Origin of the sequence: Halochromatium roseum, from assembly GCF_016653315.1 — a bacterium.
In the GTDB taxonomy this organism is placed as follows: domain Bacteria; phylum Pseudomonadota; class Gammaproteobacteria; order Chromatiales; family Chromatiaceae; genus Lamprobacter; species Lamprobacter roseus.
Map to the genome: position 1 here is coordinate 153,706 of NZ_NHSH01000046.1, position 14,726 is coordinate 168,431.

Sequence of the window (14,726 nt, forward strand, 5' to 3'; positions counted from 1 at the left end):
CGGAAGTAGAACGGATGTAGAACGGATGTAGAACATCGGCAGCCACTTCGGTGAGGACGTTAACCGTTCGTCTCTAGCGACTGGTAGCCGCAGCGAGACACGGTGGTCCCTGGTGCCGGCTGGGATTCATCGCCGAGGGTGTCGCGCAGCCGCTCACAGATGGTCTTCATCACCTTGATGCGCGCGAATTGCTTGTCGTTGCCTTCAACCAGCGTCCAGGGGGCGTATTCGGTGCTGGTGCGGGCGATCATTTCGTTGACGGCGATCTTGTACTGCGGCCACTTTTCGCGGTTGCGCCAGTCTTCATCGGTGATCTTGTACTGCTTGTAAGGCGTCTTTTCGCGATCTTGGAAGCGTTGTAGCTGCTCTTCTTCGCTCACCTGAAGCCAGAATTTCAGCAGCACGGCACCATTTTCGACCAGTTGCTCTTCGAATTCGTTGATCTCGGCGTAGGCACGCCGCCATTCGTCCTCGCTGGCGAAGCCCTCGACGCGCTCGACGAGCACGCGGCCATACCAGGAACGATCGTAGATGATGATGTGGCCGGCGCGCGGCAGGTGGCGCCAGAACCGCCACAGGTAATGGTGTGCCTTCTCCTCATCAGTGGGAGCTGCAATCGGGATGGTGCGATAGAGCCGAGCATCGACCGCGCTGGTGATGCGGCGGATGGCGCCGCCTTTACCGCCGGCGTCCACGCCCTCGAACACCAAGACGGTGGTGCGTTGTTGCTTGTAGGCCTTCCAGGCGAGCTCGTTGATCTCGCGTTGATACTTCTTCAGCTCCTCCTTGTACGCATCGCGGGAGAGCCGCTGGCTGAGGTCGAGCTGGTCGAGCAGGGTGATCTGGGCGCTTGCCGATTCGGGCAGGTCGAGCGGCTCAGCGGTTGCCGGCGGCTCTGTTGGCAGCGGTTGTTGCAGTCGGGCCCGGATCGCCTGTAACAGCGTCTTGCCGACGGTGAGATCCCGATAGCGTTTGTCCTCGGCCTCGATCAGATACCAGGGCGCGATGCCGCGATCGGTTTGCCGGATGACGCGCTCGGCGACATATTCGAACAGCTGATATTGCTCGGTGAACTTCGACTTCTTCGGCAGCATCTTCCAGCGGCTGCGATCGTCGCGCGAGAGCTCCTTGAGCCGGTTCTTCTGGTCTTCCTCGGAGAGGTGAAACCAGAATTTCACCACCAGCGCGCCGTCGTGGGTCAGCGAGCGCTCGAAGTCGACGATGCGTGCCAGTTCGGAGTCGAGCGCGGCATCATCGCATTCGCCCCGAAAGCGGTGCTCGATCGGGGCCAGATACCAGCCGCCGAACAGGATGGCGATCTCGCCACGCGGCGGTAGGGTGCGCCAGAAGCGCCAGTATCGGGGCCGTTCTCGCTCTTCATCGCTGAAGTCCCAGAACGCGAAGGTTTGCACGCCGCGGGTGTCCAGCCACTCGTTGAGGCTGTTGACGACCTCGCCCTTACCAGCGGCCTCGACGCCGGCGATGATGACGATGACCGGGATATGGCTATCGGTCAGCTCACGCTGCGCCTCGAGCAACTGGGTACGCAGTTCGTCACGTTGCACCTTGAAGTCTGATTTGCTGACCGATCGGCCGACCTTTGCTGCCTCGAACATATGCGATTCCCGAAATTGTGTGCGTTTGGATGCTGGCCGCCTGAATCATCGCACGCGGATCGCATCATCGACAGGTGGAAGTGCTGGCGATCGCCGATGCCGGCGTGTCGCTCAGTGTTGATGGCTAGCTTGTGGGCTAGCTTCTGGCTGGCTTGTGCGTCAAGCGGATTCGGTGGGCTCGACCCAAGCCGGCAGGCGGCGCGTTCGGCCGTCGTCACCGAGCGCGACAAAAACCAGTTTGCCTGTTGCGACCTCGCGGGTCGCCCCCGGTTTGGACGCACGTCGCGCCCAAGCGCTGACATCGATCGTCATCGAGGTCTTGCCGGTGCCGTCGATCCGGGCGTAGAGATCGACGAGATCACCAACGCGGATCGGCGCTTGAAACTGGAACGCCTGGATGGCAACCGTGGCCACGCGGCCCTGGGCCCTCGCGACAGCGATGCTGGCAGCCGCGATATCGGCCTGTGCCAGGAGCCAGCCGCCAAAGATGTCACCATCGAGATTGGTATCCGCCGGCGCAGCAAAGACCCGCAGCGCGAGCTGCCATTGGTTCAAGTCTTGGTGAGCGCTTGGCTGAGGGTGGGAGGAGGGCAGCTGGTCCTTGATAGAGAAATGAGGCATCTTGCTTCGGATGTTGAGGCGATCGAATGATGGTTTGCACGGGTTGCCGTTTTTGCACGGGTTGCGGCTTCTGCTTCTGCACCGACGTTCGGTTTCACGGGGAGCTGTTGCTTGGGCTGCTGTGCTGATGCTGTGCTGAGACTTTGGTGAGCTCGATGGCGCGCTGCAAATCGTGCTCCGGGGTGTAGAAATGCGGAGAGAACCGCAGCCCGCCGCCGCGACTCGCGCACATCAGGCCCTGCGCCATGAGTCGTTGATAGAGCGCCGACTGATCGGCTTCAGGCACGCGGAAGGTGACGATGCCTGCTCGCCGCTGTGGGGCGCGCGGCGACAAGAGCTCGAAGCCGGCTTGATCGATGAGTTCGATGAGACGTGCAACACGGGCTTCGATCGCGCCCGCGATCTGCGCTGCGCCCGTCTCCTCGAGCAATGACAGGCTGGCCTCGAGGGCGTGGATACCGAGCATATTCGGGCTGCCGCATTCGAACCGCCTTGCGCTCTCGGCGGGGCGCCAACTCTTGCGATCGAAATCGCCCATGGCTTCGACCATGTGCCAGCCGAACTCGGTGAGGCTGAGTTGGTCGCGCAGCTCGGGTCGACACCAGAACAGCGCCAACCCCTCTGGGCCGAGCATCCACTTGTGGCCGTCGGCGACGATGAAGTCGACCGGGCTGGTGGCGAGATCAAAGGGGATGGCGCCGAGCCCTTGAATCGCATCCAGGCAGAGCAGGATGCCACGCTGGCGGCAGGCGGCGGCCAGCTGGGCGATGTCGAGACGCTGACCTCGGCCGTATTGGACCCAGCTGACCGCGATCAGGCGGGTGCGTGGGTCGCAGAGGGCGAGCAGATCGGCTTCTGGAGCCGCGCTGGTCGAGAGATCGAGCGAGCGCAGCGCAACGCCGCGCTCAGCGAGCGTCTCCCAGACGATCCGGTTCGACGGGAATTCCTGTGCGATGGTGACGATATTGTCGCCATCCTGCCAATCGAGCCCTTGGGCGATGAAGGAGAGGCCTTCGGAGGTGCTCTTCAACAGGGCGATCTCCTCGGCTGAATCGGCGCCGATCAGCCGCGCCGATCGCTCGCGCAGCCGTTGCTCGACGGTGAGCCAGGCCAGATAGCGTTTCGATCCGAGCCGCCCTTGTTCTGCGGCGAAGTCCGCGACTGCTTTGACCGTGCGTTTTGGCCAAGGCGCGATGGCGGCGTGATTGAGGTAGAGGAGGTCGAGATCGAAGTCTGGATGCATGGGGGGCTAGATGGTCGGTTGCCGGGGTTCGCGTGAAACGAGCGCTGCATCGTTCGGGGTGGCGATGCGCTATGGTCTGTATGTGCTATAGGCTGTATGTGCTATGGGCTGATGCGCTAAAGACGTTAGATGATGCCAGCAAAGCTCCTCAGTCATCCACTGGCGGCTGAGATGGGTTCCGAGCCGCCCGAGTTCTGCACCGAAGGCTCGCCGATGCGGGAACAATCGCCTCATGGTGCTATCCATGCTGCTGCTGCTGCGATAGCCTAAAGGGCTGACCTTGGCCAACGCTGGAAGCCCTATGTCCCTTGCCGATCAGCCGCACTCGAGCCATCCGAGCGGCATCCTGTTCGTCGTCTCGGCTCCCTCGGGAGCCGGTAAGACCAGTCTCGTCGCAGCACTGCTTGAGAACGATCCAGCGCTGTCGCTGTCCGTTTCCTATACCACACGGCAGCGCCGACCGGGGGAGATCGACGGTTCGCATTATCACTTCATCGATCACGACCGATTCGAGAAGATGATCGAGACGGGGGCCTTTATCGAGTACGCGCGCGTCTTCGATAACGCCTACGGAACGGCAGAGGCCTCGCTCCGCGAGACCCTAGAGCAAGGTCAGGACCTGCTGCTCGAGATCGATTGGCAGGGCGCGCGCCAGGTCCGCGAACGCTTTCCCGAGGCAGTATCGATCTTCATCGTGCCGCCATCGCTCTCAGCCCTGGAACAGCGTTTGCGCGGTCGAGGCCAGGATAGCGATGCCGTGATCAGGGACCGGATGGGCAAGGCGCGCGATGAACTCTCGCATTGGGACGAATATCGCTACCTCGTGGTCAATGAGCACTTTGATCAAGCCCTGCAAGAACTCAACTGTATCCTGACCGCAGAGCGTTTGCGCAGCGTGCATCAAGGTTTGAGGGAGCAAGATCGGCTGCGGTTGATGCTAGGGGCGTAGCAGTGAGCATCGGTGAGCGGCATTGGATGTGGCCATGACCGAACACTCATGCGCGGCGCCACCTTGGGACATGAAGCGCGTGAGATTCAGATCAACCCTGATCGGTCTGGCATCGATCAGTATCGCATCTGCCATGGCATCTGCCGGCCGGGCGACCTCGCAAGACGATGCCGGCCTGGTTTTTTTCTGGTAATTTGAGCGCTAATTTTGTCGTTTTTGGAGTACTTGAATGGCCCGTATCACGGTCGAGGACTGCCTCGAGCATGTGGATAACCGTTTCGAGCTGGTCTTGGTGTCGTCCAAGCGCGCTCGCCAGCTCGCCAAGGGCGTCGAGCCGCTATTGCCTTGGGAGAATGACAAGCCGACGGTCATGGCGCTGCGTGAGATCGCGGCTGGATTGATCGAGCCGCAAACCTTAGAGGAAGGCGATCGCGCGGCTCAGGATGCGGCCGAGGCGCTTGAGCGCGCACTGGCTGAAGAACTTGCGTCGCGGGATGCAGAAGACTGAAGCGGAATCCCCACTGAGTTCGCCGCGTGCGGGGGCTCCGGCATCCGTGATGCCCGCGCTTGGCTATCAGTCGCGGTCGGACGAGGGGCCGCCTAGAATCCCGCAGGCGCATTCGCAGCAGGGGGCGCGCGTTGCGGGCGGTTCGCGGCCGAGCCTCTACCTGCGGCTGGACAATGAGCCCGCACGCTTCCTGATCAGCGATCTCCTCACCGAGCTTGAGACCTATCTGCCGCCCGAGCAGATCAGCGAGATCTACCGAGCCTACCTCTTTGGTGCTGAAGCGCATCAAGGGCAGGAGCGACAAAGCGGTGAACCCTACATCTATCATCCCATCGCGGTGGCGCGCATCCTCGCCGAGATGCGGATGGATTACAAAGGCCTGATGGCGGCGATCCTACACGACGTCATCGAAGACACGCCCACCGCAAAAGAGCATCTCGCCGATATCTTCGGTGATGATGTTGCGGAGCTTGTCGACGGGGTGAGCAAACTGACCCAGATCGATTTCCCCTCGCGTGCCGAGGCGCAGGCTGCGAGCTTCCGCAAGATGATGTTGGCGATGACGCGCGATATCCGCGTCATCCTGATCAAGCTGGCGGATCGCCTACATAATATGCGCACGCTGGATGCGATGATGCCCGCCAAGCGCCGGCGCATCTCGCGTGAGACCCTCGAGATCTACGCGCCGATCGCCAACCGGCTCGGTATCAATCGGATTCGGCTCGACCTCGAAGACCTCGGCTTTCGCCATCACTGGCCTTGGCGCCATGCGGTGCTGTCGCGCACGGTCAGTGACAAACTCCAAGGTCGCAGCGAGACCGTCGCCAAGGTGGAAGCCACACTGCGAGCCCGGCTCGAAGCTGAGGGCATTGCGGCCGAGGTCTTCGGCCGCGAGAAGCATCTCTACAGCATCTATCGGAAGATGACGGCCAAGCGGCGCTCGTTCGACGATATGGTCGATGTCTTCGGCTTTCGCGTCATCGTCGACCGCGTCGACACCTGCTACCGCGTCCTCGGTCAGGTGCATGATCTCTACAAGCCGGTGCCGGGGCGCTTCAAAGACTACATCGCGATCCCGAAGTCGAACGGCTATCAGTCTTTACACACGGGTCTCATCGGTCCGCAGGGTGTGCCGATTGAGATCCAGATCCGGACTGCGGATATGAACCGGCTCGCAGAATCGGGCATTGCCGCGCATTGGATGTATAAGAGCAATGGCGAAGCCAGCGGGCCGCAGGCGGCGGCTAAGGATTGGCTGCAGGGGCTCCTAGAGGTGCAGCGCGATTCAGGCGACTCTCAAGAGTTCCTCGAGCACGTCAAGGTCGACCTATATCCAGACGAAGTCTACGTGTTCACACCTAAGGGACGCATCCTCGTGCTGCCGATGGGGGCGACTGTGGTCGACTTCGCCTATGCGATCCACTCCGACGTTGGCAATACCTGCGTGGCGACGCGGATCGATCGGCGCCTAGCCTCGCTGCGCACGCCGCTGCGTAGCGGACAGACCGTTGAGATCATCACCGCGCCCGGCGCCAAGCCGAATGCCGCCTGGCTCAACTTCGTTGTCACCGGCAAGGCGCGCGCGAGTATTCGTAGCTACTTGAAAAATCTTCAGAATCGTGAAGCAGAGGCCTTGGGTCAGCGGATGCTGTCGGCTGAGCTAGCGGCCTTTGGACTGACGTTGGAGCAGGTCGGTGAGGCGCGCATCCTGGCACATGCGCTCGAGAGCGGTTTGGAAGACAGCGAGAAGCTTTTTGCTGAGATTGGTCTTGGAAATCGCATGCCGATGCTGATTGCACGGCGTCTTGCGGGCCCGTCCGAACCGGTGCCTGGTGATGAATCCTTGGTCAATGCGGGTGCGCAGGAAGCTGGCGACGCTGATCGTCGGGGCGCCCGCCGACTCGCGATTCGAGGCACTGAGGGGATGGTGGTGCACTTCGCGCGTTGCTGTCGGCCGATCCCTGGCGATCCGATCACGGGGCTGTTCAGTGCAGGTAAGGGGATTGTGGTGCACCGCAACGAGTGCGGAAACCTAGGCGATTTCCATTCGAAGCGCGACAAGTGGCTCGAGGTTGAATGGGCAGAAGACCCACAGGCCGAGTTCCAGACCGAGATCCGGGTTGATGTGGGTAATCGCCGTGGTGCCTTGGCGACGCTTGCCAGCGCCATCGCCGAGCAGGGCTCCAATATCGAGAACGTGAATTCGCGCGATAAGGATGGGATGACCACAACGCTCGACTTTTTGGTCAATGTGACCGGCCGCAAGCATCTTGCTGGCATCATGCGTCGTTTACGCCAGATCCCCGGCGTGACGCGCATCGTGCGTCTCTCCAATGCCGGGCGCTCGCGCGAGGTCTACAACAAGCATTGAGGCGATGACAGTCAGGACCGGCGGTCGCGAAACGGGCGGCGTCCTCGGTAGGCGGTGATCTGCTGCACGATGACTTGGAAGGGAAGATGATCCAGACTGCCGAATCGGCTGACCGCAGCCCTGATGATCGCATCCACATCGTCGATGGTTTTTGGCACCTCCGCATCCGGGTTCAGCGCCAGATAGAGGCCGCGTAGGCCGCCCACCTGAACGCGCATCGCCTTCGCGTGCGGCAGTGCCGAACTCCCATCCGTGGTTCTCAGCGCGAACCGCGCCTGGCCTCGTAACAGCTCCAACAACCTAACACAGCGCGCCTGCGCCTCGTCCGTCTCGCAGCTCACGCCTTCACGTTCGGCGATGCAAAAGCGCTCGGCGCGGCTGCAGGCGCATTGATTGGTCAAGATGCTCTTCTCGAACGGACAGTAGCGCTCGTTAATGGTGCTATAGGTCTCTCGTAAGACTTGGTTGTCCATAAGCGATGGAGTCTCTGTCTATTTGCCGGTCAACTCGCTGAGTCGGCGGCGGTCGCGTTTGGTTGGGCGCCCGCCTTCAACCCGTAAGCTCGGCCCCGCGGCCCGGCGCTCTTGCACCAGCGCTTGGCGCTTGAGCCGGCTCTGCTCGTCTTCCTCGAACAGCAGTGCCGCTTCGCTGGCCGGTCGGCGCTGCTTGGAGAGCGCCTTGACCTCGATCTGCCATTCGAGCTGGCCCTTGTGGATGCTGAGCCTGGTCCCTGGGCGCACGCTGCGGCCGGGTTTTGCGCGTTGGCCGTCGAGATGGACCTTGCCGCCGTTGATGGCCTCAACAGCGAGTGGACGCGTCTTGAAGAAGCGCGCCGCCCAGAGCCATTTGTCGAGGCGCTGGCTTCCCGCCTCTTCGGCGCTAGCCTTTGCTGAGCTCATCGGTTGGCGCTCATCAGTCGGTGCTCATCGGCCTTGGAGCAAGGGGTCAAGCTTGCCGGCCCGGTCCAGTGCAGCCATGTCGTCGTAGCCGCCGATGTGGCGTTCATCGATGAAGATCTGCGGCACCGTGGTGCGCTGGCTGCGTTGGATCATGCTGCGCATCTGATCCTGGTCTTTATCGACCCGGATCTCTTCGAATTCGATGCCTTTCTGCTTGAGGAGCCTGCGTGCTCGCACGCAATAGGGGCAGAAAGCGGTCGAGTACATCTCCACAATGGGCATCATGGCGCTGTTACCCTCGCTGATCGGCGCCGGCGACCGCTCTCAATCGGAGAACCGCCGCGCGCGTTGCTTGAAATCGGTCGATTGCGACCGGATGAGCCAAGATTGGCATAAGCGACCCGCATCCGCCAAGCTTCGCCGAGCCCTGGCTGGCATCGAGCGCCACCGCCCTGTTTCCGCCAGCCTCAGTTTTTCCTCCATCCTAGCAGAGTCACTCATTACGCCGATGTATCGCACGACACCACCCGTTATCCGCCTCAGCGACTATCGACCGCCGGAATTCCTGATCGATACCGTCGCACTGCGGTTCGAGCTTGACGATCAGCACACCGAGGTCGAGGCGGAACTCAGTCTGCGACGTAATCCGGCTGCGACCCGCGGCAATGGTGATCTGCGGCTGGATGGCGAACAGCTCGAACTTAAGACAATCAGCCTGAACGATCGGTCGCTGGCGCCTGCCGAGTTTCAGGTCGAGGAGGATCACCTGATCGTCCGCCGGGTGCCGGATCGGTTCCAGCTACAGACCCGGGTGCGGTTGCATCCGAGTGCCAACACGGCGTTGGAGGGGCTCTACGTCTCCGGCGGTATGCTCTGCACCCAATGTGAGGCCGAGGGCTTTCGGCGCATCACCTACTTCCTCGATCGCCCGGACGTGATGGCGACCTACCGGGTTACTCTGATCGCTGACCCCGAGCGTTATCCGGTGCTGCTAGCAAATGGCAACCCGGCTGGTGAGGAAAGGCTTGCAGATGGCCGGCTTTGCGTCCACTGGGACGACCCCTTCCCGAAGCCGAGCTATCTGTTCGCCGTTGTCGCTGGCGCGCTGAGCGCGGTCGAGGAGACGTTCAAGACCGCCTCTGGCCGTCGCGTGCCGTTGCGGATCTATGTCGAGCCCGGCAACGAGGCGAAGTGCGCGCATGCGATGCAGTCGCTGATCCGCGCCATGCGCTGGGACGAGGAGCGCTATGGTCGCGAGTATGATCTGGAGGTGTTCAACATCGTCGCCGTCAGCCATTTCAACATGGGCGCGATGGAGAATAAGGGGCTCAATGTCTTCAACGCCAAGTACATCCTGGCGAGCCCTGAGTCGGCAACGGATGCGGATTTCGCTGGCATCGAGGGCGTGGTCGCGCATGAATATTTCCACAACTGGACCGGCAACCGCATCACCTGCCGGGATTGGTTCCAGCTCAGCCTGAAGGAGGGTTTCACCGTCTATCGCGACCAGGAGTTCTCGGCCGATATGGGCTCGCGCGGGGTCAAGCGCATCGAGGATGTGCGCATGCTCCGTGCGCGCCAATTTCCGGAGGACTCAGGCCCGATGGCGCATCCGGTGCGCCCTGATTCCTATATCGAGATCAACAACTTCTACACCGCGACGGTGTATGAGAAAGGCGCTGAGCTGGTGCGCATGCAGGCCCATCTGCTCGGTCCAAAGCGCTTCCGCAAGGCGACCGATCTCTATTTCGAGCGCTTCGATGGCCAAGCGGTGACGACCGATGATTTCGTCGATTGCATGGAGTCCGCCGGTGGCATCGACCTGACCCAGTTCAAGCGCTGGTACCGCCAAGCTGGAACGCCACAGCTCGACTGCTCCGATCGCTATGATCCGGTGGCCGGTACCTATCAGCTCGAGGTGCGGCAGCACACGCCGGCCACGCCCGGCCAAGCCGAGAAGCAGCCGTTGCATATCCCGCTCGCCCTCGGACTGCTCGATGCCGATGGCCAGGATCTGCCGCTGCAGCTGCAAGGCGAGACCAAAGCCGCGGCACCCGGCACACGCATGCTCGAGCTGCGCCAACCAGTCGAAACCTTTGTTTTTACCGGACTCGCCGCGCAGCCAGTGCCCTCGCTGCTGCGTGGCTTCTCGGCGCCGGTGCAGGTCTGTTATCCCTACACCGATGAGCAGCTGAGTTTCTTGATGGCGCATGACAGCGACGGCTTCAATCGCTGGGACGCGGCACAGACGCTGGCTCAGCGCCTGTTGCTGGCGATGGTGGCCGACCCGGCGTTGGCGGTGCCGGATAGCTTCATCGCGGCCTTTGAGCGGGCGCTCTCAGATGCCACCGCCACCACTGCCGGCGGTGCCACCGATGCGATTGATCCTGCCGGCGCAGCCAAGACCAGTGATGCCGCACTGATCGCCGAAGTGCTCAGCTTGCCATCCGAGAGCTATCTCGGCGATCAGATGCAGGTGGTCGATGTCGATGGCATCCATCGTGCCCGCCAGGCCCTCGCCGCCGAGATTGGTCGCACCCTGCGCGAGCCGCTGCTGGCCGCCTACAGACGCACCCGCAGCGACGTCGGCTTCGACCTGAGCCATGCGTCGATGGGCCGCCGTGCGCTCGGCAACCTCTGCTTGAGCTATCTGGTGCGCGCCGGTGATGCCGAGGGGCTGAGCCTGGCGCAGCGTCAGTTCGAGGCGCAGCAGAACATGACCGATGTGATTGCGGCGCTACGCATGCTGATCGAGGCGCCCGCGCCGACTTCCGCCGACGCTCAGGCGGGTGTTTCAGAACAGGCGGTAGGGGTCGCCGTAGTGACTGGTCTATTTGGTGCTGGCATTGGCGCCGTCGTAGGCGCTGGTGCTCGGGGCGAGCAGGAGGGCAGAGATCTTGGCGAGGAGCTGCTCGCAGCCTTCTATCAGCGCTGGTCGGGAGAGCCCCTGGTGCTGGATAAATGGTTCGCACTGCAGGCGCAAAGTAGCCAGACTGATACGCTAGCGCGAGTCGAGCAGCTGTTGACGCACCCAGACTTCTCGCTCACGAATCCGAACCGCGTGCGCGCCCTGATCGGCGCCTTCGCCGCCGGCAACCCGGTGCGCTTTCATGCCGCTGATGGCACTGGCTATCGCTTCCTCACCGACCGCATCCTCGAGCTTGATCCGCTGAATCCGCAGATCGCCTCGAGACTGCTCTACCCAATGACACGTTGGCGTCGCTACGATGAGGGCCGCCAGCAGCAGATGCGCGCCCAGCTCGAGCGCATCCTCGAGGTGGAAGGGCTTTCCAACGATGTCTATGAGGTGGTGTCCAAGAGTCTGGGCTAAGTTGATGGGCTAAGTCGATGTTGGACTGGAACTGGATGTCGAGCGCGAGTGTTCGGCTGAGCCTGATTGTCCTGCTGCTCTATCGTGTCTCCAGTCGTTTCAGACGAGAGCCACGGATGGATACCATTCCGCTCAGAGCAAAGATTTCTTCGTGAGCGAAAAAACGTTACATCTGTAATAACGGCGACTGCCCGCATAAAACATTTAGGCTCATTGTGGGTTTTGAGGACATGCTTCCGGCTGTAATAACGTCTCGAGGAGCGCCCCCAGCAAGGCTCGTCCCCGTTGTCTGACGTTGTGCACGAATTCGAAGAACCCCGAGGTACAGAGGGAGTTTTTCCTGTGAGAGGCCACGATGCGGACGCAGCCAGGAGCGTAGCAGCGACCAAAACCCTTCCATGGTGTTGACATGGTCGGCGTTTAGCCAGTCACCGCTCGCGCGTTGCAGAGCGGCGCTAGCTTGAGCAGTTGCTGGGCCTGCAAGAGGCAGCGCTGACGAGCCTCCGGGTCGAGAGTGCGCACCCAGCGCGCGGGGAGGCTGGCGGGACCGTAAAGGGCGCCGGCGATCATGCCGAGGATGCCGCCAGTAGTGTCGGCGTCGCCGCCGCGGTTGACGACATCGATGAGCGCGGATTCGAGATCGTCGGTCGCGAACAGCGCTTGGAACACGGTGCGCAGGGTGTCGGCGATGAAACCGCTGGGGTTCTCGATGCGCTTGCGGTCGTAGGCGAAGACCGGCTCTTCGGCGACCAATCCGTCTGCCAGCAGTTTGAGGTCTTTTCGCGTGCCGCCGAGCAGGCTGGCCTGGACCATGCGGATCACGCAGAGGGTGCCGGCGTCGGAGATTTGGTTGTTGTGGGTGACGTGGGCTTGGCGCCGATTGGCCTCGGCGACGTCATCGACATCGGCGCCAATCGTGGCTAAGGCGACGGGTAAGCAGCGCATGCAGGCGCCATTGCCGGCATCGAACTCGCTCTCCCGGGAGGTCCACTCGCCGGTTCGTCGATAATGAGCGATGCCTCGGCGCACGGTATTGCCGATGTCGATCGGCTTGCTGCGCATCCAGCCGCTGAAGGCCTCGGCTGCGGCTTGGGCGTTGACCTCGCCGACGGTGAGGATGCTGTCGCCGAGTGCGAGCGCCATCTCGGTGTCGTCGGTGACCTGGCCCTTGCGCAGGCGCAGCCAGCCACCGCCCTTGATGTCGCGATGTTCGCGGAATTGGTCGCGGATCTCGCGCGGGGTCATGAACTCGACGGTGGCGCCAAGTGCATCGCCGACGGCAAGGCCCAGATAGGCGCCGATGGCACGACGCTTGATCTGATCACCGCTGCCGTTCTCGGCCAGCAGGAGGAATTCAGTTCTCAGGCCCGAAACAAGCATGGTAGTCGACGCAGACCTCACAGGAGGGTGAACGGCAGCTGTAGATGCCCTCGGCCTCGCACAGCTGTTTGTACAGGAAGCGCTTCCACTTCATGTCGTGGACGTTTTTCTGGGCAACGGCGGGGAAGTTTTGTTCCATCAGCCGACTCAGCTCGGCGCGATTCCAGAGTCCAAGGTCTTGCCAGAGGTGGTCGCTTCCCATACAGCCCGCAGCGATGATCTCGGCCATCCAGCGCTGCTGCGGGCCCGGCTGCAGGTTGAAATTACCGGGTCCCTTGTCTGATACCTGAAGCAAGAGCCGAACCAGTTCGTCCCGCTCGTCAGTCCGCTCTGGATCGAGTGGGCGCTGTGGCTGCGCAAGCGCGGTCTGTCGCAGTGCCGGGAAGTGATAGGCGACCAGCTGTTTGAACGCCTCTGGCCTGAGGCCGAGCCAGTCTGGCATGGCGCCGAGGCCCACGCATTGACTTGCGAGCATTGAGGCCAAAAGGCTGTCATTTCGATGGCCGGCGGCAAGGGACAGGAGCCAGTGCCGCCAATGCTCCGCCGTTGCATCCGGCACTGATCCTGGGCAGCCGCCTGCGGTGGGCACCCGGTTGGTGCTTGCCGCGAGGATGGGCGCTGAGGGGGCTGGAGCCGACGGCGGCATGGGTCAGTACTCGACGAGGACGTCTTCGTCGCGCACGATCATCTGGCAGGCCAGACGCCATTCACTGGGCATATCGTCAACGTGCAGCTGGTCGATCTGCTCTTGCGTGAGCTTGCCGAGCTCCTTGAGCACCGTCTGTTCTTTATCAGTGAGGAAATAGCCCATGCGGTCCTTGTCGTCGACGCTGGTCACGCGCACCAGGCAATGGCCGCATTCACCGTCTTGGCAGTCGAATTGTACCGGGATCTTGTTCTCCTTGGCGATCTTGAGCAGGGTCTCGGTGTGGCTGCCGGCGACCGCGTAGACGGTCTTGTCTTTGTAGTCGGGGTTTGAAAAGGTCACGAGTGCCATGGATAGGGCTCCGCGTTGGATGGGTTGATCTGAGCTGGGATGCGCTAGATGTGCTGCGCCGCTGCGCTTGAATGAGCGCTAGCTAGGCCGGTTTGACGGTGCAATCGCCGATGATCTGGGCTTGGCAGGCGAGGCGGTCGTGGCGGCTGGCCATGTTCTCGCGCAGCACCTTTTCTTCGAGCACCGAGGGCTCGGTCAGATTGTTCCAGCCTTCGACCACGTGCATCATGCAGGTGCCGCAATCGCCCTCGCGGCAGCCATAGATGATGCCGGCGCCGATCTTCTCGGAGACGTCGATGACGCGGATGCCGGCCGGGACGTTGACGGTCTGCTCGATGTCCTGAAAGGTGATTTTGGCCTTGGCCATGTCGTGTATTCCTCTTGGTTTTGGTTGCAATGGAGTCGTGGGTTGAGACCATCGGGCGCCGTCTGACGACGCTCGTGCAGACGCTCGCGCATCTGTTCAGGGGCGGGGCTGCTCACGCGGGCGTTGCTCTAAACGGGGCCGATAACGGCTTAACGAGCGCGGATCTCGGCCATGGTCGCGTTCCAGCGCTCGGGTGGGATACCGGTCAGTGAGCCGGGCGGATTCACTGGGATGCCACGGGCATCGAGGATGGCGCCCTCGATCGGGCAGATGCTCGCGCATTGCGGCTCGGCGAAGTCGCCGGCACATTCGCTGCACTGGCTTGGGTCGATGATGAAGTGTGGCTTGGCGGCCTGAATCGCCTGGCTTGGGCACAGCGGCTCACAGGCCCAGCAGTTCACGCAGCCATCGGTTATTTGGTAAGCCATGGTGTTTCCTGATTCG

Annotated in this window: 15 protein-coding genes and 1 pseudogene; 4 read left to right on the forward strand and 12 right to left on the reverse strand. The window is 62.1% G+C overall.

Translation table 11 applies throughout. From position 1 onward, the window contains the following. Positions 1 to 59: 59 nt before the first annotated feature. The 3 genes from pap to CCR96_RS07215 form a co-directional block, all read right to left on the reverse strand. Positions 60 to 1,616 (reverse strand): polyphosphate:AMP phosphotransferase, encoded by a 1,557-nt coding sequence (gene pap / locus CCR96_RS07205; RefSeq protein WP_201219285.1) that lies wholly within the window; start codon positions 1,614 to 1,616, stop codon positions 60 to 62. A gap of 159 nt (positions 1,617 to 1,775) precedes the next feature. Then, positions 1,776 to 2,171, reverse strand: coding sequence for an acyl-CoA thioesterase (locus CCR96_RS07210; protein WP_242518675.1), 396 nt, complete (start codon positions 2,169 to 2,171; stop codon positions 1,776 to 1,778). A 160-nt stretch (positions 2,172 to 2,331) separates the two neighbouring features. After that, the gene (locus tag CCR96_RS07215; RefSeq protein ID WP_201219287.1) at positions 2,332 to 3,480 is read right to left on the reverse strand and encodes an aminotransferase class V-fold PLP-dependent enzyme; all 1,149 of its coding nucleotides are present in this window, start codon (positions 3,478 to 3,480) and stop codon (positions 2,332 to 2,334) included. A gap of 301 nt (positions 3,481 to 3,781) precedes the next feature. On the opposite strand from CCR96_RS07215, the gene gmk reads away from it, so the two are divergent. The 3 genes from gmk (at position 3,782) to CCR96_RS07230 (ending at position 7,308) form a co-directional block, all read left to right on the forward strand. After that, positions 3,782 to 4,429, forward strand: a complete 648-nt coding sequence (gene gmk, locus CCR96_RS07220) for a guanylate kinase (RefSeq protein WP_201219289.1) — start codon at positions 3,782 to 3,784, stop codon at positions 4,427 to 4,429. 229 nt (positions 4,430 to 4,658) lie between these two features. Beyond that, a complete protein-coding gene (rpoZ, locus tag CCR96_RS07225) occupies positions 4,659 to 4,937 on the forward strand; it encodes a DNA-directed RNA polymerase subunit omega (RefSeq protein WP_200240065.1) in 279 nt (92 codons plus the stop codon). Then, positions 4,924 to 7,308 carry a RelA/SpoT family protein gene (locus tag CCR96_RS07230; protein ID WP_242518678.1) on the forward strand — a complete coding sequence of 795 codons (2,385 nt, stop codon included), beginning with the start codon at positions 4,924 to 4,926 and terminating at the stop codon, positions 7,306 to 7,308. The genes rpoZ and CCR96_RS07230 overlap by 14 nt, the downstream gene beginning before the upstream one ends. A gap of 11 nt (positions 7,309 to 7,319) precedes the next feature. Here the strand turns inward: CCR96_RS07230 and CCR96_RS07235 are convergent, their stop codons facing one another. The 3 genes from CCR96_RS07235 to grxC are packed head-to-tail and all read right to left on the reverse strand — an operon-like array spanning position 7,320 to position 8,489. Continuing rightward, on the reverse strand, positions 7,320 to 7,781 hold the full coding sequence (locus CCR96_RS07235; protein ID WP_200240063.1) for a hypothetical protein: 462 nt from the start codon (positions 7,779 to 7,781) through the stop codon (positions 7,320 to 7,322). 18 nt (positions 7,782 to 7,799) lie between these two features. Further along, positions 7,800 to 8,207 carry an RNA-binding S4 domain-containing protein gene (locus CCR96_RS07240; RefSeq protein WP_201219291.1) on the reverse strand — a complete coding sequence of 136 codons (408 nt, stop codon included), beginning with the start codon at positions 8,205 to 8,207 and terminating at the stop codon, positions 7,800 to 7,802. Between the two features lie 24 nt (positions 8,208 to 8,231). Continuing rightward, positions 8,232 to 8,489 (reverse strand): glutaredoxin 3, encoded by a 258-nt coding sequence (gene grxC / locus CCR96_RS07245; protein WP_201219418.1) that lies wholly within the window; start codon positions 8,487 to 8,489, stop codon positions 8,232 to 8,234. Between the two features lie 226 nt (positions 8,490 to 8,715). Here grxC and pepN point away from each other — a divergent pair, with 226 nt between their 5' ends. Beyond that, complete coding sequence (gene pepN, locus CCR96_RS07250; RefSeq protein ID WP_201219293.1) at positions 8,716 to 11,538, forward strand: aminopeptidase N; 2,823 nt, start codon at positions 8,716 to 8,718, stop codon at positions 11,536 to 11,538. Between the two features lie 210 nt (positions 11,539 to 11,748). Here pepN and CCR96_RS25515 read toward each other — a convergent pair. The 6 genes and pseudogenes from CCR96_RS25515 to CCR96_RS07275 all read right to left on the reverse strand — a co-directional run. Beyond that, a pseudogene (locus CCR96_RS25515) lies at positions 11,749 to 11,950 on the reverse strand (hypothetical protein); the annotation flags it as partial. 8 nt (positions 11,951 to 11,958) lie between these two features. Further along, entirely contained in the window at positions 11,959 to 12,918 is a 960-nt protein-coding gene (draG, locus tag CCR96_RS07255; protein WP_201219295.1) for an ADP-ribosyl-[dinitrogen reductase] hydrolase, read from the reverse strand. Then, on the reverse strand, positions 12,893 to 13,564 hold the full coding sequence (locus tag CCR96_RS07260) for a nitrogen fixation protein NifQ (RefSeq protein WP_201219296.1): 672 nt from the start codon (positions 13,562 to 13,564) through the stop codon (positions 12,893 to 12,895). The genes draG and CCR96_RS07260 overlap by 26 nt, the downstream gene beginning before the upstream one ends. A gap of 3 nt (positions 13,565 to 13,567) precedes the next feature. Next, on the reverse strand, positions 13,568 to 13,915 hold the full coding sequence (locus CCR96_RS07265; protein WP_200242674.1) for a 2Fe-2S iron-sulfur cluster-binding protein: 348 nt from the start codon (positions 13,913 to 13,915) through the stop codon (positions 13,568 to 13,570). Between the two features lie 82 nt (positions 13,916 to 13,997). Then, on the reverse strand, positions 13,998 to 14,282 hold the full coding sequence (locus tag CCR96_RS07270; RefSeq protein ID WP_201219298.1) for a 2Fe-2S iron-sulfur cluster-binding protein: 285 nt from the start codon (positions 14,280 to 14,282) through the stop codon (positions 13,998 to 14,000). A gap of 149 nt (positions 14,283 to 14,431) precedes the next feature. Next, positions 14,432 to 14,710: a 4Fe-4S binding protein gene (locus tag CCR96_RS07275; protein WP_201219300.1), complete on the reverse strand. Its 279-nt coding sequence runs from the start codon at positions 14,708 to 14,710 to the stop codon at positions 14,432 to 14,434. Between the last annotated feature and the right edge of the window lie 16 nt (positions 14,711 to 14,726).

What these genes read in the sequence shown, in the direction of transcription:
- pap (WP_201219285.1), bottom strand. Translation starts at nt 1,616, where the DNA reads ATGTTCGAGGCAGCAAAGGTCGGCCGATCGGTCAGCAAATCAGACTTC.
- CCR96_RS07215 (WP_201219287.1), bottom strand. Translation starts at nt 3,480, where the DNA reads ATGCATCCAGACTTCGATCTCGACCTCCTCTACCTCAATCACGCCGCC.
- gmk (WP_201219289.1), top strand. Translation starts at nt 3,782, where the DNA reads ATGTCCCTTGCCGATCAGCCGCACTCGAGCCATCCGAGCGGCATCCTG.
- rpoZ (WP_200240065.1), top strand. Translation starts at nt 4,659, where the DNA reads ATGGCCCGTATCACGGTCGAGGACTGCCTCGAGCATGTGGATAACCGT.
- CCR96_RS07230 (WP_242518678.1), top strand. Translation starts at nt 4,924, where the DNA reads ATGCAGAAGACTGAAGCGGAATCCCCACTGAGTTCGCCGCGTGCGGGG.
- CCR96_RS07235 (WP_200240063.1), bottom strand. Translation starts at nt 7,781, where the DNA reads ATGGACAACCAAGTCTTACGAGAGACCTATAGCACCATTAACGAGCGC.
- CCR96_RS07240 (WP_201219291.1), bottom strand. Translation starts at nt 8,207, where the DNA reads ATGAGCTCAGCAAAGGCTAGCGCCGAAGAGGCGGGAAGCCAGCGCCTC.
- grxC (WP_201219418.1), bottom strand. Translation starts at nt 8,489, where the DNA reads ATGCCCATTGTGGAGATGTACTCGACCGCTTTCTGCCCCTATTGCGTG.
- pepN (WP_201219293.1), top strand. Translation starts at nt 8,716, where the DNA reads ATGTATCGCACGACACCACCCGTTATCCGCCTCAGCGACTATCGACCG.
- draG (WP_201219295.1), bottom strand. Translation starts at nt 12,918, where the DNA reads ATGCTTGTTTCGGGCCTGAGAACTGAATTCCTCCTGCTGGCCGAGAAC.
- CCR96_RS07260 (WP_201219296.1), bottom strand. Translation starts at nt 13,564, where the DNA reads ATGCCGCCGTCGGCTCCAGCCCCCTCAGCGCCCATCCTCGCGGCAAGC.
- CCR96_RS07265 (WP_200242674.1), bottom strand. Translation starts at nt 13,915, where the DNA reads ATGGCACTCGTGACCTTTTCAAACCCCGACTACAAAGACAAGACCGTC.
- CCR96_RS07270 (WP_201219298.1), bottom strand. Translation starts at nt 14,282, where the DNA reads ATGGCCAAGGCCAAAATCACCTTTCAGGACATCGAGCAGACCGTCAAC.
- CCR96_RS07275 (WP_201219300.1), bottom strand. Translation starts at nt 14,710, where the DNA reads ATGGCTTACCAAATAACCGATGGCTGCGTGAACTGCTGGGCCTGTGAG.